General features: G+C 68.5%; 18 protein-coding genes and 1 tRNA gene. 2 read left to right on the top strand and 17 right to left on the bottom strand.

Annotated features, from left to right (window positions below; all coding sequences use genetic code 11):
* Positions 1 to 68: 68 nt before the first annotated feature.
* From IFS44_RS09410 to IFS44_RS09345, 14 genes are all read right to left on the bottom strand, one after another.
* A complete protein-coding gene (locus tag IFS44_RS09410) occupies positions 69 to 1,118 on the bottom strand; it encodes a Leu/Phe/Val dehydrogenase (RefSeq protein WP_192098294.1) in 1,050 nt (349 codons plus the stop codon).
* Between the two features lie 105 nt (positions 1,119 to 1,223).
* Positions 1,224 to 1,300, bottom strand: a tRNA-His gene (locus IFS44_RS09405).
* 74 nt (positions 1,301 to 1,374) lie between these two features.
* Positions 1,375 to 2,139: a type II secretion system protein N gene (gene gspN, locus IFS44_RS09400; protein WP_192098293.1), complete on the bottom strand. Its 765-nt coding sequence runs from the start codon at positions 2,137 to 2,139 to the stop codon at positions 1,375 to 1,377.
* Positions 2,136 to 2,612 (bottom strand): type II secretion system protein GspM, encoded by a 477-nt coding sequence (gene gspM / locus IFS44_RS09395; RefSeq protein ID WP_037532937.1) that lies wholly within the window; start codon positions 2,610 to 2,612, stop codon positions 2,136 to 2,138. Before gspM ends, gspN begins: the two co-directional genes overlap by 4 nt.
* Complete coding sequence (gene gspL / locus IFS44_RS09390; RefSeq protein ID WP_192098292.1) at positions 2,609 to 3,730, bottom strand: type II secretion system protein GspL; 1,122 nt, start codon at positions 3,728 to 3,730, stop codon at positions 2,609 to 2,611. The genes gspM and gspL overlap by 4 nt, the downstream gene beginning before the upstream one ends.
* Complete coding sequence (gene gspK, locus IFS44_RS09385) at positions 3,727 to 4,707, bottom strand: type II secretion system minor pseudopilin GspK (RefSeq protein WP_037532276.1); 981 nt, start codon at positions 4,705 to 4,707, stop codon at positions 3,727 to 3,729. The genes gspL and gspK overlap by 4 nt, the downstream gene beginning before the upstream one ends.
* Positions 4,694 to 5,374, bottom strand: coding sequence for a type II secretion system minor pseudopilin GspJ (gspJ, locus tag IFS44_RS09380; protein ID WP_192098291.1), 681 nt, complete (start codon positions 5,372 to 5,374; stop codon positions 4,694 to 4,696). Before gspJ ends, gspK begins: the two co-directional genes overlap by 14 nt.
* Complete coding sequence (gene gspI / locus IFS44_RS09375) at positions 5,371 to 5,766, bottom strand: type II secretion system minor pseudopilin GspI (protein ID WP_183935287.1); 396 nt, start codon at positions 5,764 to 5,766, stop codon at positions 5,371 to 5,373. The genes gspJ and gspI overlap by 4 nt, the downstream gene beginning before the upstream one ends.
* 19 nt (positions 5,767 to 5,785) lie before the next feature.
* On the bottom strand, positions 5,786 to 6,301 hold the full coding sequence (locus IFS44_RS09370) for a GspH/FimT family pseudopilin (RefSeq protein ID WP_192007239.1): 516 nt from the start codon (positions 6,299 to 6,301) through the stop codon (positions 5,786 to 5,788).
* Complete coding sequence (gene gspG / locus IFS44_RS09365) at positions 6,276 to 6,716, bottom strand: type II secretion system major pseudopilin GspG (RefSeq protein WP_031395041.1); 441 nt, start codon at positions 6,714 to 6,716, stop codon at positions 6,276 to 6,278. The genes IFS44_RS09370 and gspG overlap by 26 nt, the downstream gene beginning before the upstream one ends.
* 8 nt (positions 6,717 to 6,724) lie before the next feature.
* Positions 6,725 to 7,951 (bottom strand): type II secretion system inner membrane protein GspF, encoded by a 1,227-nt coding sequence (gspF, locus tag IFS44_RS09360; RefSeq protein WP_192098290.1) that lies wholly within the window; start codon positions 7,949 to 7,951, stop codon positions 6,725 to 6,727.
* Positions 7,952 to 8,071: 120 nt separating this feature from the next.
* The gene (locus IFS44_RS09355) at positions 8,072 to 9,706 is read right to left on the bottom strand and encodes an ATPase, T2SS/T4P/T4SS family (protein WP_192098289.1); all 1,635 of its coding nucleotides are present in this window, start codon (positions 9,704 to 9,706) and stop codon (positions 8,072 to 8,074) included.
* On the bottom strand, positions 9,703 to 11,946 hold the full coding sequence (gspD, locus tag IFS44_RS09350) for a type II secretion system secretin GspD (RefSeq protein ID WP_192098288.1): 2,244 nt from the start codon (positions 11,944 to 11,946) through the stop codon (positions 9,703 to 9,705). The genes IFS44_RS09355 and gspD overlap by 4 nt, the downstream gene beginning before the upstream one ends.
* Positions 11,947 to 11,996: 50 nt before the next feature.
* Complete coding sequence (locus tag IFS44_RS09345; protein WP_416365813.1) at positions 11,997 to 12,884, bottom strand: type II secretion system protein N; 888 nt, start codon at positions 12,882 to 12,884, stop codon at positions 11,997 to 11,999.
* Positions 12,885 to 12,966: 82 nt separating this feature from the next.
* Here IFS44_RS09345 and IFS44_RS09340 point away from each other — a divergent pair, with 82 nt between their 5' ends.
* Positions 12,967 to 13,653 carry a prolyl hydroxylase family protein gene (locus IFS44_RS09340; RefSeq protein ID WP_192098287.1) on the top strand — a complete coding sequence of 229 codons (687 nt, stop codon included), beginning with the start codon at positions 12,967 to 12,969 and terminating at the stop codon, positions 13,651 to 13,653.
* Positions 13,654 to 13,901: 248 nt separating this feature from the next.
* Here IFS44_RS09340 and IFS44_RS09335 read toward each other — a convergent pair whose 3' ends face one another.
* Positions 13,902 to 16,718 (bottom strand): TonB-dependent receptor domain-containing protein, encoded by a 2,817-nt coding sequence (locus IFS44_RS09335; RefSeq protein ID WP_192098286.1) that lies wholly within the window; start codon positions 16,716 to 16,718, stop codon positions 13,902 to 13,904.
* Positions 16,719 to 16,813: 95 nt separating this feature from the next.
* Entirely contained in the window at positions 16,814 to 18,433 is a 1,620-nt protein-coding gene (locus IFS44_RS09330) for a hypothetical protein (RefSeq protein ID WP_192098285.1), read from the bottom strand.
* 328 nt (positions 18,434 to 18,761) lie between these two features.
* On the opposite strand from IFS44_RS09330, the gene IFS44_RS09325 reads away from it, so the two are divergent.
* Positions 18,762 to 19,097, top strand: coding sequence for a DUF6481 family protein (locus IFS44_RS09325; RefSeq protein WP_031396424.1), 336 nt, complete (start codon positions 18,762 to 18,764; stop codon positions 19,095 to 19,097).
* Between the two features lie 277 nt (positions 19,098 to 19,374).
* On the opposite strand, the gene ahpF is transcribed toward IFS44_RS09325, so the two are convergent.
* Entirely contained in the window at positions 19,375 to 20,958 is a 1,584-nt protein-coding gene (gene ahpF, locus IFS44_RS09320) for an alkyl hydroperoxide reductase subunit F (RefSeq protein ID WP_192098284.1), read from the bottom strand.
* Positions 20,959 to 20,981: the final 23 nt, after the last annotated feature.

Genomic DNA, 20,981 nt, shown 5'->3' with positions numbered 1-20,981 from the left:
GCCCCTCTCCCCACGTGGGGAGAGGGAGTGGCCCGCCGTGTCACCGTCCCCGCGAAAGGGGGACGGACTTAACGGCCGATCAGGCGCTTTGCGATCGAATCGGCGACGTCGGACGACGGTTCGCCGCTGCGGTCGCTCTCGTCCCAGACCTGGATCAGCCGCTCGGGGATGCGTGCGATCCGCGCCTTCACTTCGGCTTCGTCGCCCTGGCCGAGATATTCGAGGCCGACATTGATGATGCCGCCCGCGTTGATCACGTAATCCGGCGCATAGAGGATGCCGCGTGCGTGCAGTCGCGCACCGTCCTCGCGGACGCTGAGCTGGTTGTTCGCGCCGCCCGCGACGACCTTGGCCTTCAGCGCGGCGATCGACATTTCGGTCAGGATCGCGCCCAGCGCGTTCGGGCTGAAGATGTCGGTGTCGGTCGTCAGGATCGCCTCAGCGGGGACTGCAGTCGCGCCGAGCTCGCCCGCCAGCGCCTGCGCGCGGCCCTCGTCGACGTCCGCCAGCGTCAGCACCGCGCCGTCCTTGGCGAGCAGCCGGGCGAGTCCGCCGCCGACCGAGCCGACGCCCTGGATCGCGACCCGCACGCCCTTCATGTCGGTTGCGCCGAGCCCGCGCTGCGCCGCTGCCTTGACGCCCAGATAAATGCCGAGCGCGGTGTAGGGCCCCGGATCGCCGCCCGCCGCACCGCTCGCGACCGGCAGGCCCGAGACGTAGCGCGTCTGGGTCGCGATCACCTTCATGCGCTCTTCGGACATGCCGACGTCCTCGGCGGTCACGTAGCGGCCGCCAAGCGAGTCGACCGCGCGGCCGAACGCCTCGAGTTGTTCGGTGGTGATCACGTCGCCGGGCTTGGCCGCGAGGACCACGCCCTTGCCGCCGCCGAGCTCGAGCCCGGCCATCGCGTTCTTGAAGCTCATGCCGCGCGACAGGCGCAGCGCGTCGGTCACCGCGCGGCCATTGTCCGCATAATGCCAGAAGCGGGTGCCGCCGGCCGCGGGGCCGAGCTTGGTCGAATGCAGCGCGATGACGGCGCGGAGACCCGAAACCGGATCGGTGAAGACGTGAACGCCCTCATGGTCGTCGAAATCGGGAAGGTCCCAAACCGCTGTCATCGCCGGCTCCATCAGGAAGAAGAAAATTGCTTAAACCTGAAATATTATTTTCCGGCCGGTTTTACCAGCACAAAGCGGCGCAAGGCCAAGCAGTTGGGAAAATAATGGGGCGACCGACGGGACTTGAACCCGCAACATCCGGCATCACAAGCCGACGCTCTAACCAATTGAACTACGATCGCCGCGAAGGCCCGTGCCCCTAAGCGGGCTGTTCGGGTCCGTCAAGCGCCGCGATCATGCGCGGCGTCGAATGTCGTCAAAAACTGCCTTCGATCGCCTGGCTATAGCCGCCTGCCCCGCGCACGAAGCCGATCGATTCGAGCCGCTGCTGGACGATCGGGTCGGTCGGTTGCAGCGTCAGCACCGCGCGGTAGCGGCCCGTGCCGTCGATCCGCAGCGTGATTCCCTCGGTCCCCGCCTGGCTGGCGAGCGGCACGATGAGCGCGTCGCCCTCGCATTTGGGCGTACCGCTGACCGACTGCGGCAGCGTGATCCCCGCCACCTCGCCGCCCAGCGTCGCGCGCACCCGCCCCTCGGCGCGCTCGCACTGGCCATCGGCGAACCGCACGGTCACGCCGTCGAGATCGAGCGTGGTGACCGGTACCGGCGCGAACACCGCGCCGGTCGGGATCGTCGCGGTCAGATCGTCGACGCCGAACCCGTGCCGGCTGACGCTCGCCGACCCACGCAGCGGCCGCGGATCGGTCTCGGGCCCGGCCAGCACGATCCGCGCGCGACCCGCCAGCAGCGGCAATGGCGCGAGCCGGGCATGGAGGTTGCCGAGCGACAGTTCGCCGAACCGCGCATCGGTCAGCGTCGCGCCCCAGATCGTGCCCGTCACCCGGCGCGCGACGAGGCCCGCATCCTCGATCCCGACCCAGCCAAGCGCGGCGCGCATCGGCAAAAACACGATCAGTGCGAGCAGCAGCATCCCGCCGAACATCGCGGTCGGGCCGGTCCGCAACCGGATCCGCGTGACGCGGCGTGCGCCGACGCCCACGAAGCGTGCGCTGTCGCTCATGCGGCGCGCGCCTTCAACGTCATCGTCACGCTCACCGTACGGTCACCCTTGTCGGTCATGGTCAGTGCGTCGACCAGAATGCCCGCGCGCTCGAGCCGCGCCAGCCACGCGGTCAGCGCGCCCGGCCGCGCCGACGGCATCACGATCCGCACCCGGTCTGCGCCCTCCTGGTCGAGGCTGGTGATCGCGAACCCCGCCAGATCCGCCTGGGTCCGCACGATCGCATCGAGCGAGCCCGTCAGCGGCGTGGGCCGCGATCGCTGCGCGTCGCGGAGCAGCGCGACCATCGCCTGCGTCTCGCCGAGCCGGGTCACGGCATTGGCATGGCGTTCGCGCGCACTCGACAGACCGTCGCCGACCGGCCGGATCACCGCGCCCCAGAGCAGCGTCAGCACCGCGAGCGCCGCCATCACCAGCAACAGCCGCTTCTCGCGCAGCGATCGCCCCTCGAACCAGTGCCGCAACCCGGTCATGCGCCCTCGCTCCCGCCTGCACGGCCCGCCGTGATCGTGAATTCGCCCGACACGCGCCCCGCCGCCGCCTGGAAGACGCCCGCCTGAACCGCAAAGCCGGCACGCTCGAGCGCACTCCTGAGATCGGTCGCCAGCGCCTCACGCTCGACCGCGACGCCCAACCGGACGGTCCCGTTCGGCTGGAAGTCGAGCGCGGTGATCTCGCTGCCCGGCGTCGCCTGGACCACGGCGAAGATCGTGGCGGTGGTCGTGCTGAAGCCCAGCCCCGGCCCGCGCACGCGCGACAGCCGTTCGCCAAGCTGGCGCCCGGCATCGTTCACCGTCTCGCCGCGTGGCAGGCCGGAGCGGGCGACCTGTTCGGTCTGCGCCTCGATCATGTCCGCGCCGAAGCTGTATTTCGCGATCCGGACCAGCGTGATCGCCAGCGTCACCGCGAGGATCAGCCCCGACAGCACCGCCAGCCGCCGGATCAGCGCCCAGTCGAGCGCGAATCGCCGCCGCCGCGCGAACATCCCCTGCCGCAGGTCGAGCGGCCATGTCGCGACCGCCGCCGCCAGCGCCGCCTCGAGCGCGTCGGGCTCGACGGCCACCGGCGGCGTGTCGCCCGTCACCAGCGCGGTCAGCCCCGGCTCGTCGGCAAATCCCGTCGACGTGCCCCGCACGACCGTGTCGCCGGCCAGCTCGGCGCGGACATAGCCCTCGTCCGGGCGCGGCAGCAGCATCGGCGCGGGGAGCATCGCCACCGGATCGACGCCGGCCGCCGCGAGCAGCCGCAGCCAGCCCTGCATCGCCTCGATCCCGACCACGCCGATCGGCCGGTCGCCCTGCCCCTCGTCCCCGACCGCGACATGGAGTTCGCCGAGCGGCGCCGCGCTCGCCTCTGCCGCGAGCAGCCGGGCGGCGGCGGTCGCCTGTGCGGCGCTGCGCGACGGCAGCTCGGCCCAGTGCAAGGTCACCGCCTCCGCCGGCGCCACCGCGATGATGCCAGTGTCCGCGCCGAGGTCACTTCGCTCATCGGCGGTCGGGATCCCCTCGCCCTGCGCGACGATGCGCTGGTCGGCGATCCGCATCCAGCGAAAGCCGGTCGCGCCGGAGGGAAGGAACAGGAGCGTGGTCATGACGGCTCGCCCCATTGCCGCGATACGAGCCGCGCGGGAAGCGTCGTCGCGTCCATCAGTGCCTGTTCCTGCAAAACCGTCGTCCCCACCGTCACGTCGATATCGAGCGTGAACCATTTCGACACCACTGCCGTCCCCCGTTCGCCGTCCGCATTGGAATTGCCCTGCAACGCCGCGCTCTTGAAGAACACGTCGGTGGTCGCGACCCCTTGCGGCGGGCGTTGCAGGATCATCTGGCGCGCACCCGCGATCGACATCGTGTCGGGAAACAGCATCGCCAGGATCGGCGCCTGTTCGGGGAGCAGCGTGTTGACGTTGATCGGCGCGGCCTGCGCGACCGGCAGCGTACAGATCCACGGCCTGAGCGTCGCATAGATTTGCGGCGTCATGCCGACCACCGCGCGAAGTTCGCTCGGGTCGGTCATCAGCGTGCCGGCGGTGCGATAGGGCGTCTCGCGGTTCAGATAGGCGCCGTCCTCCGCGCCCATCGCCTGCTGGTCCTGATCGCTGTCGATCCAGTCGGCGGCGCCCGCGGCGATCTGTTCACCGACCTGCGCGGGGATGTCGAGCAGCCGCATCAGCCGGACGAATTGCGGCCGCATCAGCGGGTCGGTGACATAGGCGCCGGCGCGGCCGCTCACCAAACTGTTGAGATTGAAGCAGTTTCCCCCGTCGCGCACGCGCGCGGTCGCAAAGCCGCCGCCGGGCAGCGGCATCCCGAACGGCTTGCCGCTCCAGTCGCCCTGCAACGTCACGCGTTTCACATTGGGCCCCAGCATCGCGTCGATCCGCGTCAGCGCGAGCGTCTCGGCGGCCAGCGCATAGGCGCGCGCCTGCTCCCCCGCCGCGGCATTGCCCGCCAGCCGCGTCGACAGCCGTAGCTTCTCGAGCGCCGCCCCCGCCATCACCGCGACGATCGCGACGAGCATGAGGACGGTCAGTAGCGCGGCGCCGCGTTCGTGCTCAGGGGGCTTCATTCTGGACCTCCCGCGCGGGCGGCGCATAGCCCGATCCGACGAGGAACAGCTGGCGATAGACCAGGCCGTCGGTGCGCTGGACGCTCAGCTCCATCGCCTCGGGCAAGGGCACGCCCTGCACGCCGTCCCAGCGGTCGCTCCACGCGCCGCCGAGCCGGTAGCGCAGCCGGACCTGGCGGACATTGGGCAGCAGCACGGCAGGCGGCAGCGGCGGCGCGCCGTCGACCATTGGATAGGCGATCCGCTGCAGCGCGCCGTCCGCGACCCGGTAGGCGACCTTCTGCGTGTTCGACCGCGCTGCGCCGTCGATATTGGTCCAGCCACCGCGGACGAGGCGGAGCATCGGCGCGACGTCCGACCCGCTCTCGCCGACGAAGGCGGGCAAGGGTGCGCCGGATTCGTCGCGCGTGCCCCGCAGCGCCGCCTGGCCGAGATCGGCGGACAGGATCGACATCGTCCGCGTCAGCGCGCCGAGATCGTCGAGCTTCGTCCCCGTCGCACTCTGCGCCTTCACGCTGAACGACAGGATCGCCACCCCCGCCGCCGCGATCATGCCGAAGATCAGCAGCGAGACCATCACCTCGACCAGAGTGAAGCCGTGTTCTGCGGAGCGCCGACCGGGGGTGAAGCCGTGCTCGGCGGCACGCACCGTGCGTCGCGCGGTCATGACGTCGTCACCGTCGTCGCGGACTGGCGCGGGGCGGGGCGGATCATCGTGAGGCGGCCGAGCACCGCGCCGCCGCGATCCGCGACCGCCACGTCGATACGCAAGACGGACGAGCCGCCCATCGCGCGCACCGAGCGCGTCCAGGCCCAGCGGCGCCCGCCATTCGTCTCGGCGCCGGTCACGGTCCCGGCGGTCGGCGGCTGCGCCTGCGTCACCGCGTCGATCGCGACGTTGCGCGCGACCATCTGCGCGACCAGCGTGTCGTCGAGGATCGACGCGCCGCGGATCGTCGCGCTCTCCAGCCGGACGAGCGCCATCGCCGCGAGGCTGAACACGGCCAGTGCGACCATGATCTCGATGAGCGTGAACCCGCGATCGGTTTCGGTGCGCATCGGCGTGCAAATATGAGGATCAGCGCGCATCGGCGCGCACGGTGCCATCGGCGTCGATCGTCACGGTCGCGTTCGCTCCGCCGCGGCTGAGCGTCACGACCGCGGGTCGGTCGACCAGCCCGGTCGGGTCGAAGGTCACGCGGACGCGCCCGCTCATATCGCCGATCACCGCGCGCGTGCCGTCGTTCCAGCGTTCGACGCGCATCGGTTTCTCGCTGATCGGCGTCCAGCCGCCCGCGAGCCGCTGGTCGAAGCCATAGCCACCGCCGGTGATCCAGACGCTGACCGGGCGCGCCTCGACGATCGCCGAATCATGCGCCGCACGCGTCCGCGCCGCGAACCGCGTCGCCTCGTCGAACACGCGGCCGCGCGGATCGGGCATGACGAAGACCGCCACCGCCGATGCGAGCCCGATGATCGTCACCACGACCATCAGCTCGACCAGCGTGAAGCCGTGTTCGGCGTAACGCCTCGCGGGCGTAAAACCGCGGTCGGCGTGACGCCGGGACCTACTGCCAGCTGCCAATATCGGCATCGATCCCCTCGCCGCCTTCCTTGCCATCGGCGCCGAAGGTCCAGACGTCGGCCTCGCCATGCGTGCCGGGCGAGGCATAGAGATACGGGCGACCCCAGGGATCGTTCGGCAGCTTCTTCAGATAGCCACCGCGCTGATAGCGTGACGGATCGGTCAGCCCGGCGGGTGCGGTGACGAGCGCGTTCAGCCCCTGCGACGTGTTGGGGAAAGTCATGTTCTGCAGCTTGTAGAGCTCCAGCCCGCCCTCGATCTGCGCGATGTCCGCCTTCGCCTTCTGGATCCGCGCGGTATCGCCCGAGGGCAGCACGTTGAGCGCGACGATCGTCGCCAGCAGGCCGATGATCACGATCACCACCATCAGCTCGACGAGCGTGAAACCCGCTTCACGACGCTTCTTCTTCTCTTCCGGACGCATACAAAACCTCATTGGCCTGCCAGCGTATTGAGCTGGAGGATCGGGAGCAGGATGGATAGCACGATCGTCGCGACGATGCCGCCCATCACGACGATGATCAGCGGTTCGAGCAGCGACAGGGCGGTGGCGGTGAAACGGTCGAATTCGCGTTCGAGATAGTCGGCGGCGCGTTCGAGCATCTCGTCGAGCCGCCCCGCCGCCTCGCCCGACGCGGCGAGATAGGTCAGCAGCGGCGGAAACACGCCTGCACGCCGCATCGCCGCGGACAGGCTGCCGCCGCCGCGGATCGCGTCGACGATCTGGTCCGACGCGAGCCGCAGCCGACGATTGTGGATCGTGCTCGCGGTCAGGTTGAGCCCGTCGAGCAGCGGCAAACGGCTCGCGACCATCGTCCCCAGTGTCCGCGCCATTCGCGCCGCGTGCAGGTCGCGCAGCAGTCGCCCCAGCATCGGGATCCTGAGCAGCCAGCTGTCGAAGGCGAGCCGGAAGCCCGGATCCTTCAGCGCGCGCCACAGGATCAGCCCCGATAGCAGCAGGACCAGCGCGATCACCCACCAGTATCCGACGAGGAACGCCGAAAACGCCATCACCATCCGCGTCAGCAGCGGCAGCTCCTGCCCGACCGTGTCGAACTGTTCGACCACCTGCGGCACGACGAACATCATCAGCGCGGTGACCACCCCCATCGCGACGAGCGCGAGGATCGACGGATAGGCGAGCGCGGTGATCAGCTTGCCGCGGATCTCCGCCTGGCGTTCGAGCAAAGCCGCGAGCCGATCGAGGATCGTCGGCAGCGACCCCGAACTCTCGCCGGCCGCGACCATCGCGCGGTAGAGCGGCGGGAAGCTCTTGGGCTCGCGCGCCATCGCATCCGCCAGCCGCCGGCCCTCGACGACGCCCGCATGGACGTGCTGGACGATCGCGCGGACGCTGTCCTGTTCGGTCTGCCGCGTGATCGTGCGCAGCGATTCCTCGAGCGGCGACACGCGGTTGAGCGTGGCGAGCTGGCGCGTGAACAAGGTCAGGTTCTTGCCCGACATCTTGGGCTTGCCGAGCTGCAACCCGAACAGCGGCCGTCCCTTGGTCACCTGCGGCGGCGCGCCCGGGCTGATCTTGACGACGTAGAATTTGCGCGCGTCGAGCGTCGCGCGCGCGAGGTCGATGTCCGCCGCGGCGATATGGCCGCGGCGCTCGGCGCCCTTGGTGTCGATCGCGACATAGTCGAAATCAGCCATGCGGGTGACCCGATTGCCGCATTATCCCGTTCGTTTCGAGCGAAGTCGAGAAACCACTGTCCGCGCGTGTGGCGCCGATTTCTCGACTGCGCTCGAAACGAACGGAGGTTTGAAGCGGCGTCATGCCGCCGCCACCTCGACGACTTCGGTCGTGTCGCGGCGCGAGACGCGGACCGCTTCCTCCGCCGTGGTCTGTCCCGACAGGACGAGCTCGCGCGCCGACTGCGCCAGGTTCGGCGACTTGGCAAAGGCATGCGCGGTGATGTCGGATTCGGCGCCGTCGGTGTTGATCAGGCGACGGATCGTGTCGTCGATGCGGACCGCCTCGAACACGCCGATCCGACCCTTGTAGCCCGTCTGGTTGCAGTCGTCGCAGCCTTGCGCGACGTACACCACCGCGTCCGGCGCGATGCCGAGCAGCGGTGCGACCGTGTCCGATGCGGGCACTGCCTTGCGACAGGTCGGGCACAGCCGCCGCACCAACCGCTGCGCGATCACCGCGCGGAGCGTCGAGGCGAGCAGGAAGCTTTCGACCTTCATGTCGCGCATTCGCGTGATCGCGCCGATCGCGTCGTTGGTATGGACGGTCGACAGCACGAGATGCCCGGTCAGCGACGCCTGCACCGCGATCTCGGCGGTCTCGCGGTCGCGGATTTCGCCGACCATCACTACGTCGGGATCCTGACGCAGGATCGCGCGCAGCCCCGCCGCAAACGTCAGCCCGACCTTCGGATTGACCTGGGTCTGGCCGACGCCATCGACCGCGTACTCGACCGGATCCTCGACCGTCAGGATGTTGCGGCTGCCGTCGTTGAGCAGGCGCAGCGCGGCGTAGAGCGAGGTGGTCTTGCCCGAACCGGTCGGCCCGGTGACCAGGATGATCCCGTTCGGCTCGCTCAGCGCCTCGTTCAGCAGCGCGAACAACGCGGGCGGGAGGCCCAGCGCCTCGAGGTCGATGCCCGCATTCTCCTTGTCGAGGATACGCAGCACCACGCGCTCGCCCGCCCGGCTCGGCAGCGTCGAGACGCGGACGTCGAGCAGCTTGCCGCCCAGCGTCAGTCCCATGCGGCCATCCTGCGGCACGCGGCGCTCGGCGATGTCGAGCCGCGCCATCACCTTAATCCGGCTGACGACGACCGGCGCGACGTTGGGCGGCATGCGCAAAGTCTCGCGCAGCACGCCGTCGATGCGCATCCGTACGACGAGCCCGGTCTCGTACGGCTCGATATGGATGTCCGACACGCCGTTGCGCGCGGCGTCGGCGATGATCCCGTTGATCAGCCGGATCGCGGGCGCGTCGTCGGCGGTGTCGAGCAGATCCTCCGCGGTCGGCATGTCGCCTGCGAGCAGATCGAGCTCGTCGCCCATCCCGACCGCGGCGAGCGCATTGGCCTGACCGTCCATCGCATAGACGTTGGACAGCAGCCGGTCGAACGCGGGCGCCTCGACCGTGCCGATCGCGAACGGGCGGCCGAGATAGCGGCGCAGTTCGAGCAGCACCTTCGGGTCCGCGCCCGCGCGCATCGCGATCGTGAGCGGCGAATCGGGGTCGGTGTGGTCGACGACGACCCCGAACTTGCGTGCGAAGGCATAGGGGATGGTGATCTGGGGGAGTGCGACGTCTTCGACCTCCGTTCCCCGGCGAAGGTCGGGGTCCAGTTGGGCAGCGGTCGCGATCGACGGGACAGGATCACCCAACTGGGCCCCGGCCTCCGCCGGGGAACGCGCAATGTCATGCCCCTCGCGGATGATCATTTCTGCACCGGCCGGAAGACCGTGCTCGTGCTGCGCACCGGTACCGCGATCCGCGGATCCTCGATGCTGCCGGGGATCGGCCCCGACGGGATCGGCGGCGCCGCGCCCATGTAATCGCGCACCAGCTGGTCGATCGACGGCTCGCGCTCGGGCTCGGCGAGCCCCTGCTGCAGCCGAAGATAGCCGTAACGCTGTTCGGTGATCCGCCGGCTGTCGCCCGCGGTGCGCAGGATCGTCGGCCGGATGAAGATCATCAGGTTGGTCTTCGACCGCTGCTTCGCCTTCGAGGTGAACAGGTGCCCGAGCACCGGCAGGTCGCCGAGCAGCGGGATCTTCTCGATCGTGCGGCGCTCGTTGTCGTCGAGCAGGCCGCTGATCACCGCGATCTGCCCGTCGTCGACGGTGCGCACGGTCTCGACCTCGCGCTTGTTGAGGATCAGGTCGCTATTGTCGCTCGACACCGGCCCGGCGATCGAACTGACCTCGAGCCGCAGGTTGAGCTTCACCGTCCCGCTCGAATTTACCTGCGGGCGGACGGTCAGCTCGATGCCGACATTCTGGCGCTGCGTGGTGCGGAACGCGTTGTCGAAATTGTTCGACAGCGCCTGCCCCGTGGTGATCGGGATCTCCTGCCCGACCAGGCTGTGCGCTTCCTGGTTGTCGAGCGTGACGAGGTGCGGGACCTGGAGCAGGTTCGACGTCGTGTCGCTCTTCACCGCGTTGATGATCGCGCCAAAGAAGGTGCTGCCGATCTTGCCGCCAAAGCCGCCAAACCCGCCGGTCGCGGCGAGGATCGAACTGATCGCAGATTGCTGAAGCGTGTCGGCGGCGCTGCTGGTGTTCTTCGTCACCGTCGTGCTGCCGTCGGTGTTCGTCGTCGTTGTGGTCGACGTGTTGAGCTGTGTCGCGCCGATCGCACCCGCGATCTGCAGGATGTTCGGCGCGGAATTGGAGAAGGTCGACGCGCCGAACGCGCCGCCGCTGGGATCGCCGACGATGAACTGCGCACCCAGCGTCCGTGCGGTGGTGTCCGACACCTCGGCGACGATCGCCTCGACGAGCACCTGTTCGCGGCGCGTATCGAGCTGGCGGACCACCTCGGCGAGCTGACGCTGGATCTCGGCGGGCGCGGCGATGACGATCGCGTTGGCGCCGATGAAGCGCGTGACGACCGCGGCGGTGCGGCCCCCCGCGGCGGTGATCGCGGGCTGGCCAGAGCCCGATCCCGACGATCCGCCGCTCGACTGGACCGGCTGGCTCACCTGCGCCTGCTGGGTGCCGCCAAAGCCCGATCCGCCGCCATTGCTGCCACTGCTGCTGTTCGCGCCGAAATTGGAGCGCGACAGCGGCTGGCTGCTCGGCTGGGTCGGGGTCTGGCCGACCAGTTCCTGCAGCACCGGCAGCAATTGTTCGGCATCGGCGTTTTCGAGGAACACGACCTTGATCTCGGTGCCGTTGCGCGCCTTCTGGTCGAGGTCGGCGGCGACCTGTGCCAGTCGCGCGACCGTGGTCGGATCGCCGCGCAGCGCGACCGCGTTCGATCCCTCGACCGCGACCACCGACGCGGTCGGCCCCGATCCCGCGCCGCCGCCCTGCGCGCCGCCCGGGGCCCCGCCGGTGCCGATCAGGCCCTGCAGCGCGGTCGCGATGTCGCGCGCGCTCGCATTCTTGAGCGCGACGACGCGCGTCGACGAGGTGTCGGTATCGACCCGGCGAATGACCTCGCGGATGCGGCGGATATTGTCGGCGAAATCGACCACCACCAGGCTGTTGCCCCCGCGGTTCGCGGTGACCGACCCCTGCGCGCTGACCAGCGGGCGGACGGTATCGACCGCGCTCGCCGCGTCGGTCGCGCGCAGGCGGATGATCTCGGTGACATAGCTGTTGCGCGCCGCCCCCGCGACGCCGATCCGGCTCGGCTGCGACGCGGCATTGTCGAGCGGCTGCACGCGGAACGCCCCGTTCGAGGTCGGCACCGCGACCAGCCCGTTGGCGCGCAGCGTGGAGAGGAACACCTCGAAATATTCGGACCGGCTGAGCGGCCGGTCGGTGACGACGGTCACTTTGCCCGACACGCGGTTGTCGATGATGAAGGTGCGCCCCGTGACCTTGGCGGCATCGGCGATGAACGCGCGGATATCGGCGTCGCGGACGTTAAGCGTCGTCTGCGCGCGCGCTTCCGCCGCCAGCGTCAGCGCCAGCACCGGAGCAAGGACCGAGGCGAAAACCAGATTCTTCATTGCAGCCTTGGTCTTGGAAAGGGGAAGGGAAGCTAGAGTCATGCCGAAGATCATTGCGGGGGTGCGATCGTGATGGCGAGCGGCAGCGTGTCCTTGCCGCGTTCGACGGTGATGGGCACGTTGCCGCCCTGCGCGAAATCGGCGGCGATGCGGTCGAGATCGCCCGGCCCGGTGACGGGACGCCCGCCGATCGAGGTGACGATGTCGCCGTCGCGCAGCCCCGCCTGGCGGAAGGCGTTGCCCGAGCCCTGCGACCGGACCGTCAGCCCGCTGACGCGGCCGCCGTCGATCCGCGGGATGAAACCGATCTCGCTGCGCAACTGGCCGATCGCGATGCCCGCGCCGCCCGGCGGTGGCGCCGCGCCCGGCGCTGCGCCGGTCGGGGATACCGGCGCGACCGCGTCGGACTGGTCGAGGAACAGGTCCTCGTCGACGCCGCCGCGATCGATCGTGACATGGTCGAATGCGACCGCCTTCAGCCGGACGCCGGGCTGGATCTCCTCGCCGACGACGATGCTGGTCTGGACATTGTCCGCACCCGCGATGATCGCCGAGCTCCGGCCGGTCGCATCGTCGATCCGCGTCCCGAACAGCGTCAGCTGCAGCGCGGTGACCGTCGCGGGTCCGGCACCGGCGGGCGCACCCAGCCGGAAGAACGGATCGAAGCTGCGCAGGATGTCGCCATTCGCCCCCGCGGGTGCGATCGCTGCCGGGCGCCACGCGCCGAGCGGCGTCACCGGCGCCACCGCGACCCAGATCAGCCGCGCACACTGCACCGCCAGCCCCGCCATCAGCGCGAGCTCGGCGGCGGAATATACCGTGATCACGGGCAGCCGCCGCAGGATGCGGCGCGCACGTGCGTCGATCGTCAATCGCATGAGCGAACCCCCTCCCGACGCGGTGCCGCCGCCATTGGCGCCCCCAATGGCGCTAGGCATGCCATGTTACAGTTACGCGTCAATCTGGCGATAGATTTATGCCGCGCTGGCGCAAGCGCGGATTGCCCGGCAAAACAGCATCATGGTCATTACCTCCGCCGACACGCCGCCCGCCCCCTCTCCGGTCTCGCTCGGCAGCGGCCTGCCCGCCGAGCCGGTCGTCGCACGGCTGACCGCAGCCCCCGGGGTCCAGCGCGTGCCGAGCCCCAAGCTGACGCTGTTCCTCAACCGCAGCTTCCTGCCGCCCGCGCTGTGCGCCGCACTGCTCGAGCGGATCGACGCCGTCCGCCGCCCGTCGACGATTTCCGATTCGAACGGCGATGCGAGCTACCGGACGAGCGAGACGGGCGACCTCGACCCCGCCGATCCGGTGGTCACCGACGTCGAGGCGCGGATCGCCGCGCTGACCGGGCTCGACGGCCTTTATGGCGAACCGCTCCAGGGGCAGCGTTATGCGGTCGGGCAGGAGTTCAAGGGACACACCGATTATTTCGAGCCGACCGGTGTCGACTATGACCGCTATTGCAGCGTCGCGGGCAATCGTACCTGGACCGTGATGGTCTATCTCAACCAGCCCGAGGCAGGCGGCGCGACGCGGTTCAAGGCGATCGACAAGATCGTCCAGCCCGAGACGGGCAAGCTGCTCGCCTGGAACAACCGCCGGCCCGACGGCTCGCCCAACCCCGCGACGCTCCACCACGGCATGAAGGTCCGCAGCGGCGTCAAATACGTCATCACGAAATGGTACCGCGAGCGCCCCTGGGGGTAGCCGCCCCTACCCCGGTACCCGGGATTCAGAGCCACGCAGCGGTCCGCCCGTGACCCTGGGTCCCGGCGTTCGCCGGGATGACGGAGGGGTGGCAGATGAACCGCTCACCCCACCCACCCGTCATCCTGGGCTCGACCCAGGATCCAGAGCCGAGCAGCGCCGTCCTTTGGAACTCTGGATCCCAGCCTTCGCTGGGATGACGGGCCGGTGGCAGGCCACCCCCCGGCCCAGCCCGCCGCTGCCCGACTTCAGAACGTCGTGCTCAGCCCCAGCGTGAAGACCCGGCCCAGATTATAGCGGTTGATGAACACCTGCGCGCCATTGTCGAAGGTCTGGCCTTCCTGGAACCGCGTGCCGGTCAGGTTGCGCGCTTCGGCCTTCAGCTCCCATTTGCCGCCGACGAGCTCGAAGCCCTGCCGTGCGACCAGGTCGAGGCGGATGCCGGGCTTTTCGATGATGTCGGGCTGGAAGCCGACGCCGCTGAGGTTCGACGGGCCGCGGTTGGTCACGCGGTTGCTGGCATAGTTGAACAGCAGCGTGATCGCCGACAGCGACGCCGTATCCTCGAGCCCGACCTGGACATTGACCAGATGGTCCGACTGGCCGGTCAGCGACGCGCCGTCGCGGAACTGGAGCGAGGCCGGACCGAAGCCCGCCTGGCACCCGCCAAGCGTCTGGTTGAGCACGTTCGGGACGCAGCTATTGTCCGCGGTGATCGACGACTTCGAATAGGTGTAGTTGGCGATGAACAGCGCTCGGCGCGTCGCGAAGAAGTCGGAATTGAGGAAATCGAGGTCGAAATATTTCTGGAGCTCGACCTCCGCGCCATACAGCGTCGCCTCGGGCAGGTTGGTGAAGCCGGTCTGCAGCCGGTCGTCCGCGCCCGTGTAGAAGCCGACCTGCTCGACCGGGTTCTTGATCTCCTTGTAGAAGCCACCGAGCGTGAAGCGCTGGTCGCGCGCGAAGAACCACTCGTAGCGGCCCTCGAGATTGTAGAGCTCCGAGTCCTTCAGCAGCGGGTTACCGAAGAACAGCCGATCCGATTCGGGATCGCGGAACTGCTGCGGCGCGAGCTCACGGAACTGCGGGCGCGAGATCGTCTTCGATGCGCTCGCACGCAGCTGCATGTTGTTCGCGAAATTATAGGTGAGCGTCGCGGCGGGCAGGAAATAATCGTTCTTCAGCCGCGTCGTCGTCGTGCCGATCGGCGTCACCCGCTCCTCGGCGGTCTCGTAGCGGACGCCGATCGTCGCGCGGACGCCGTCGGTCGCCTCGGCCTCGGCCTGGACATAGCCCGCATGGATGCGCAGCGACGCATCATAGGCATAGGCACCGAGCGGCGTGCTGAACTGCAGCTGGATCTGGTTCGCGTTGAGCGAATCGATCCCGAGCAGATAGTCGGGCCGCAGCAGGTTGTAGGGATAGCCCGGCGCGGTGCCGCCGCCCGCGGCGGTCTGGTAGTTGAACTGGAGGCGCGTCGAATTGCGCTTCGTGTCCGAATAGAAATATCCGGTCGACAGCGTCATCGGCCGCTCGGTGTCGAGCTTGTACGACAGGTCGCCCTGCCCGGTGTACAGATCCTCGTTGAGTTCGCTGAAAATGATCGAGGCGAACGGCGTGAAGCGCTGGGTCACCTGATAGGCGCCGTTGCACTGCGCGCCATCCGAGCCATTGGGCGCCTCGACGCTGATCGGCAGGCCGGTCGTGGTGGTCGCCGAGCACAGATAGTCGAACTGCCGCTCGTACGGCGCATTACGCTTCGAATTGGCATAGGCGCCGCGCGCGTCGAATTTCAGCGCGTCGGTCAGCTTGAATTCGCCGACCAGCTGGCTCTCGAACAGCTGGCGTTCGAACCAGTTGGTGTTCTGCTGGAAACGCAGCCCGCTCGAATTGTTGTAGACGGTCGCCGACGATCCGCGCGCCTGCTTCAGCGTGTCGTGGATATAGACGGTGGTCGAGCGGATCGTGTTCGGGCCGAATTCGTACCCCAGCCCGATCAGCGCGTTGGTGACGATCCGGTTGTCGGTCAGCAGCGTCTGGAAATCATTGCGCAGCGTGCCGTCGGTCGACACCGAATCCTGCTGCGTCGACGAGCGCGTGCGGAAGGTGTTGCTCGCGCTCAGCGATGCGATGATGCCCAGCCGGTCGGAGCCGAAGTCGAACACCGATCCGCCGCTCAGCTCGCCCGACCAGTTGGCCGGCAGCTGGTTGTTGCGCTGGAGCAGCGTCGTGTTCGCATTGGTGAGCTGCGCGACCTGGTCGGTCGGGATGATCCCGGTGCCGCCAGGCGCGTTCTTGATGAAGGCTGGCACCTTGCGCGCGCCGTCGTCGAAGCCGATCCAGTCCGCATCGCCGCCATAATAGGTATAGCCGAGCTCGCTGGTCGTCACGGTGTCGGCGGAGATCGACCCGCCGATGCTCAGGAAGTTCTTCTCCGGGATCGCCTTGGTCGTGAGGTTGATCACGCCGCCGCCGAATTCGCCGGGATAGTTCACCGAATAGGTCTTCTGGACCAGCGCCGAGCCGACGATCGCGGTCGGGAAGATGTCGAGCGGAACCGAACGGCGGAGCGGCTCGGGGCTCGGCAAGGGCGAACCGTTGAGCAGCGACGACGAATAGCGATCGCCGAGACCGCGGACATAGACGAAGCCGCCGCCGACGACGCTGAGGCCGGTCACGCGCGTCAGTGCGCCGGCGATGTCGCCCTCGCCAGTCCGCGCAATGTCCGCGCTCGACAGCACCGAGACGATCTGTGCGGTCGCGCGCACGGTGTTCGGGATGTTGCGCCCGACGACGACGATGTCCTCGCCCGCCGCGGCGTCATAGCCGGGGCTCGAGACCTCGACGCCGGCTTCGGGTGCGGCCTGCGGTGTGGCCTGCTGTGTGGTCTGCTCTTGGGCCGTCGTGCCCGGCGTCGCGGCGTTGGTCTGGTCCGCCTCGGCCTGCGGCGTCGCGGCGGGCCGCGGCGGTGCGGCCGGCGCGGGCGCGGTCTGCGCGAGCGCGGCGGGCGCGACCAGCGTCGAGGTGAGGAGGAGCAGTGTTCCGTAGGCGCGGCGCTTGGACATGGCCTGTAATCCCGATTCGTAAAGTCATAGGCGAATGCCGGGACGGTCCCCCAAGGACCGCCCCGGCATCACGGCGCATTCAATTGGCGCCCGCCTCAGCGGCCCTGGCAGGCGAAGTAGACCGAGCTGAACGCCGGCGGTCCGACGTCCTGCAGCGCGGCATCCGCCGGCCGGACCGTGGTGCGGCCGCCCGTCGTCTGTTCGCCCGCGATCATGTTGACGCAGGCGACGTTCGCCGGAGTCTTCACCACACCGTTGACGAAGGTCATATCCGCACCACCACGCAGGCGGATCGCGGCCGGGGCCAGCGCGGTCTGGATGAAGGTGAAGTTGGCGTAGCGGCCGAACGTGCGCGGCAGCAGGTCCTCGGCATTGTTCGAATCAATCTCGGTCGAGAAGGAGTCGGCGGTCGCACCGAGCGTGCGCTGGGCGGCGATCATGAACTGGATGAAGCCGCGATAGCCATTGTCGATATCGAAGCCGTCATCGTCCGCGCCGGTGATCGCGATATACTTCAGGTTGCTCGTGCCGCCGAAGATCTCGATGCCGTCATCCGCCGAATTGTGGCTCTGGATGTGGTTGAGCGTGGTGCCCGAGCCGGTGCCGCCGAGCGTCAGGCCCTGCAGCTCGTTGCCGTCGCTGATCGCGATGCCGCTGTAGCGGATCTGGACGTACTGCATCGTGCCGCTGCTGTCGGCGGCCGTCGGGCCACCATAGAAGCGCCCGGTGACACCCTCGATCGCCTGCTGGCAGGTCGTGCTGCTGCCGGCGGCATTGTTCGGGCCGGTGCCGGTGGCGCAGACCGCGACCGGTGCGCGGCCAAGCATGACGATCCCGCCCCACTGGCCCTGCGTCGCGTCGCTGACGCCGTTCGACGCCAGGTTCTGCTGCGAGGTGAAGACGATCGGCGCGGTGGCGGTGCCGATCGCGTTGATCTTCGACCCGCGGTTGACGATCAGCAGGTCGTTAGTCGTCTCGCTCGAATCCGCGGCGATCACGACGCCGGCCTCGATGTTGAGGATCGCGCCATTGTCCGCACCGGTCGTGCCGACATCGGTGCCGATTTCGGTCTGGCCGCGCAGGCGATAGAAGACGCCCGCGATCTTCGGCAGCGTCAGCGTGCCGCTGATCACGGTCGGCAGGCGGCAGGCGCGGAACGTCGCGACCAGGCCGTCATCGGTCGTGCCGGTCGGGCAGACGCTCGCCGCGGTGACCGCGCCAACCGAAGGCACCGCGGTGCAGCGTGCGCCCGAGCCGCCGAATTCGGCCGAGGTCGAGTTGCAGGTCCAGCCCTGGAACGCGGTGTCGGTCGGGCCGTTGAGCGCGCCGACGAAGTTCGTGCTGGTGAAGAAGCTGTTGAGCGTCGACGGATCCATCGGCGTGGTAAGCGACGTCGCCGAGGTCGGATACAGGCCGTTCAGCCCGGCGCTGACGCCGCTGACATTGTTGTTCGTGCCGGCGTTGACGACCGCGAGCTGCTCGTCAGGCGTGATCGTGATGGTGTTGACCGTGGTCGGGGCAGCGAACTGTGCCGCGGTGATCGCGCTGGGCGTCGGCGTCGGCGTGGGGGTGGGCGTCGGCGTCGGCGTCGCGGGGGGGATCACGATGGTCCCCGCACCCGGCGACGCGACGCTGTCCGCGCCTCCGCATGCCGACAGCGCCGCACAGGCGGTGCTGGTCAGCAGGATAAGGCCGATGCGCTTGAAGCTGGTCATTCACGGAACTCCCGGTCGATCATTGATTGCGTGGATCGACTCGGGTCCCCCTGCCGATCTCTCAACGGCGGTTAGGCGGCGTAGATGACAGCGAGATGCGGTTTCGATGACGGCCGGATGACGGCGGTGTTTCAGCAATGTGACACCCGGGCGGAGATGCGCGCGTTGAGCCGGGGCGGGACGACGACGGACGGCATCGCGGGGACCCGGGGTGCATCACCCCGCTTTCGCTGCGCGGCACAATGATTTAAGGGGCACGGACGCTAGCAAGGCCCTTATCCGGGCAATCCCGCGGATTTCACCGCGATTACAGGAATTTTCGACGAGTATGGCCTCTTTCAAGGACCCCGGTTTTCAGGAACGTACCGCCTCTGCGAACGACGCGAAGCTGAAGGCGCTCGAGAAACTGCGCGCCAAGCCTGCGATCGATCCGGCGGTCGCCGCCGAGCGCGCCGCCGCCCGCGCCGCCAAGGAGGAGGCCGAGCGCGCCAAGCGCCAGGCCAAGCGCGACGCCGAAGAGGAGGCCAAGGCCGCCAAGAAGGCCGCCGCCGCCGAAGCCGCAGCCCGTGCGCTCGAGGCCGAAGCCAAGTCGCAAATGTCCGACGCCGACAAGAAGGCGCTCCGCGACGCCAAATATGCGGCGCGCAAAGCCAAGAAGAAGTGAGGAAACGGCCGGGGATCCCCCGGCCTTTTTCTTTTGCGCTGCCGGGATTTTCGGTCGGCGCTTCGCCTTACCGTCATCCTGACGAACGTCACGACCCAGAGCCACAAGCACCACCGCCCGCAACTCTGGATCCTGGATCAAGTCCAGGATGACGGAGGTGGGTGACGCTTACCCCACACACATCGTCATCCTGACGAACGTCAGGATCCAGAGCCACGAACGCCAACGCGCGTAACCCTGGGTCCGGGATGACGGACGGGGGGGAAGCCCCCCGCCCTCAGGCTGCGAGCGCGTCTTGCTCTTCGGGCGCGAGCCGGATCATGTAGTCGAATGCCGCAAGCGCTGCCTTCGAGCCTTCGCCCATCGCGATCACGATCTGCTTGAACGGCACGGTCGTCACATCGCCGCCCGCGAACACGCCGGGGATCGACGTCTCGCCGCGGTGATCGACCTCGATCTCGCCGCGCATCGTCAGCGCGACCGTGTCGGTCAGCCATTCGGTGTTGGGCACCAGCCCGATCTGGACGAAGATTCCCTCGAGCTCGACCTGATGCAGCGTGTCGTGGTTGCGATCCTTGTAGCTGAGCCCCGTCACCTGCTTGCCGTCGCCGAGCACCTCGGTGGTCATCGCCGAGGTGACGACCTTGACGTTGGGCAGGCTGGCGAGCTTGCGCTGGAGCACCGCATCCGCGCGCAGGTCGCTGTCGAACTCGATCAGCGTGACGTGCGCGACGAGGCCCGCCAGGTCGATCGCCGCCTCGACGCCGCTATTGCCGCCGCCGATCACCGCGACGCGCTTGCCCTTGAACAGCGGGCCGTCGCAATGCGGGCAATAGGTCACGCCCTTGTTGCGATACGCCTCCTCGCCCGGCACGTTCATCTGACGCCAGCGCGCACCGGTCGACAGGATCACGGTCCGTGCCTTCAGCGACGCGCCGCTCGCGAGCTGCACCTCGTGCAGGCCACCGACCTGCGCTGCCGGGATCAGCTTGCTCGCGGTCTGCAGGTTCATCACGTCGACGCCATATTCGGCGACATGCTGCTCCATGTGCGCGACGAGCTTGGGCCCCTCGGTATGCGCGACCGAGATGAAGTTCTCGATCGACATGGTGTCGAGCACCTGTCCGCCGAAGCGCTCGGCGGCGATGCCGGTGCGGATGCCCTTGCGCGCGGCATAGATCGCCGCCGCCGCACCCGCGGGACCGCCACCGATGACGAGCATGTCGAACGGATCCTTGCCCGCGATCTTCTCGGCGGCCCGCGCGCTGCTGCCCGTGTCGAGCTTCGCGACGACCTGCTCGACGCTCATCCGGCCTTGCGCGAACGGCTCGCCGTTGAGGAAGATCGCCGGCACCGACAGGATGTTGCGGTTCGTCACCTCGTCCTGGAACACGCCGCCCTCGATCGCGACATGGCTGATCCGCGGGTTGATCACGCTCATCAGGTTCAGCGCCTGAACCACCTCGGGGCAGTTCTGGCAGCTGAGCGAGAAATAGGTCTCGAACGCGAAATCGCCGTCGAGCCCGCGGACCTGCTCGATCACCTCCTGCGTCAGCTTCGACGGATGCCCGCCGACCTGCAGCAACGCGAGGACGAGCGAGGTGAACTCATGCCCCATCGGGATGCCCGCGAAGCGCACGCCGATATCGGTCCCGGCGCGGCGGATCATGAAGGACGGGCGGCGCTTGTCGTCATCCTTGCGGACCATCGTCACCGAATCGGACAGCGCCGCGATCTCGGTCAGCAGGCCCTCAAGCTCTCGCGACTTGGCGCCGTCGTCGAGCGAGGCGACGAGTTCGATCGGCTGGACGATGTTCGCCAGATAGGTCTTGAGCTGCGCGGTAAGGTTTACATCGAGCACGGACGCTCTCCTGTCTGGTGAAA

The organism is Sphingomonas sp. CFBP 13706 (assembly GCF_014842355.1).
Taxonomy (GTDB): domain Bacteria; phylum Pseudomonadota; class Alphaproteobacteria; order Sphingomonadales; family Sphingomonadaceae; genus Sphingomonas; species Sphingomonas aerolata.
Note: the sequence above shows the minus strand (reverse complement) of the source record. Positions and strands in the feature narration are given on the sequence as shown.

Bases quoted from the DNA above. Each gene is read 5' to 3' on its own strand.
- IFS44_RS09410 (WP_192098294.1), bottom strand. From the start codon at position 1,118: ATGACAGCGGTTTGGGACCTTCCCGATTTCGACGACCATGAGGGCGTT.
- gspN (WP_192098293.1), bottom strand. From the start codon at position 2,139: ATGAGCGACAGCGCACGCTTCGTGGGCGTCGGCGCACGCCGCGTCACG.
- gspM (WP_037532937.1), bottom strand. From the start codon at position 2,612: ATGACCGGGTTGCGGCACTGGTTCGAGGGGCGATCGCTGCGCGAGAAG.
- gspL (WP_192098292.1), bottom strand. From the start codon at position 3,730: ATGACCACGCTCCTGTTCCTTCCCTCCGGCGCGACCGGCTTTCGCTGG.
- gspK (WP_037532276.1), bottom strand. From the start codon at position 4,707: ATGAAGCCCCCTGAGCACGAACGCGGCGCCGCGCTACTGACCGTCCTC.
- gspJ (WP_192098291.1), bottom strand. From the start codon at position 5,374: ATGACCGCGCGACGCACGGTGCGTGCCGCCGAGCACGGCTTCACCCCC.
- gspI (WP_183935287.1), bottom strand. From the start codon at position 5,766: ATGCGCACCGAAACCGATCGCGGGTTCACGCTCATCGAGATCATGGTC.
- IFS44_RS09370 (WP_192007239.1), bottom strand. From the start codon at position 6,301: ATGCCGATATTGGCAGCTGGCAGTAGGTCCCGGCGTCACGCCGACCGC.
- gspG (WP_031395041.1), bottom strand. From the start codon at position 6,716: ATGCGTCCGGAAGAGAAGAAGAAGCGTCGTGAAGCGGGTTTCACGCTC.
- gspF (WP_192098290.1), bottom strand. From the start codon at position 7,951: ATGGCTGATTTCGACTATGTCGCGATCGACACCAAGGGCGCCGAGCGC.
- IFS44_RS09355 (WP_192098289.1), bottom strand. From the start codon at position 9,706: ATGATCATCCGCGAGGGGCATGACATTGCGCGTTCCCCGGCGGAGGCC.
- gspD (WP_192098288.1), bottom strand. From the start codon at position 11,946: ATGAAGAATCTGGTTTTCGCCTCGGTCCTTGCTCCGGTGCTGGCGCTG.
- IFS44_RS09345 (WP_416365813.1), bottom strand. From the start codon at position 12,884: ATGCCTAGCGCCATTGGGGGCGCCAATGGCGGCGGCACCGCGTCGGGA.
- IFS44_RS09340 (WP_192098287.1), top strand. From the start codon at position 12,967: ATGGTCATTACCTCCGCCGACACGCCGCCCGCCCCCTCTCCGGTCTCG.
- IFS44_RS09335 (WP_192098286.1), bottom strand. From the start codon at position 16,718: ATGTCCAAGCGCCGCGCCTACGGAACACTGCTCCTCCTCACCTCGACG.
- IFS44_RS09330 (WP_192098285.1), bottom strand. From the start codon at position 18,433: ATGACCAGCTTCAAGCGCATCGGCCTTATCCTGCTGACCAGCACCGCC.
- IFS44_RS09325 (WP_031396424.1), top strand. From the start codon at position 18,762: ATGGCCTCTTTCAAGGACCCCGGTTTTCAGGAACGTACCGCCTCTGCG.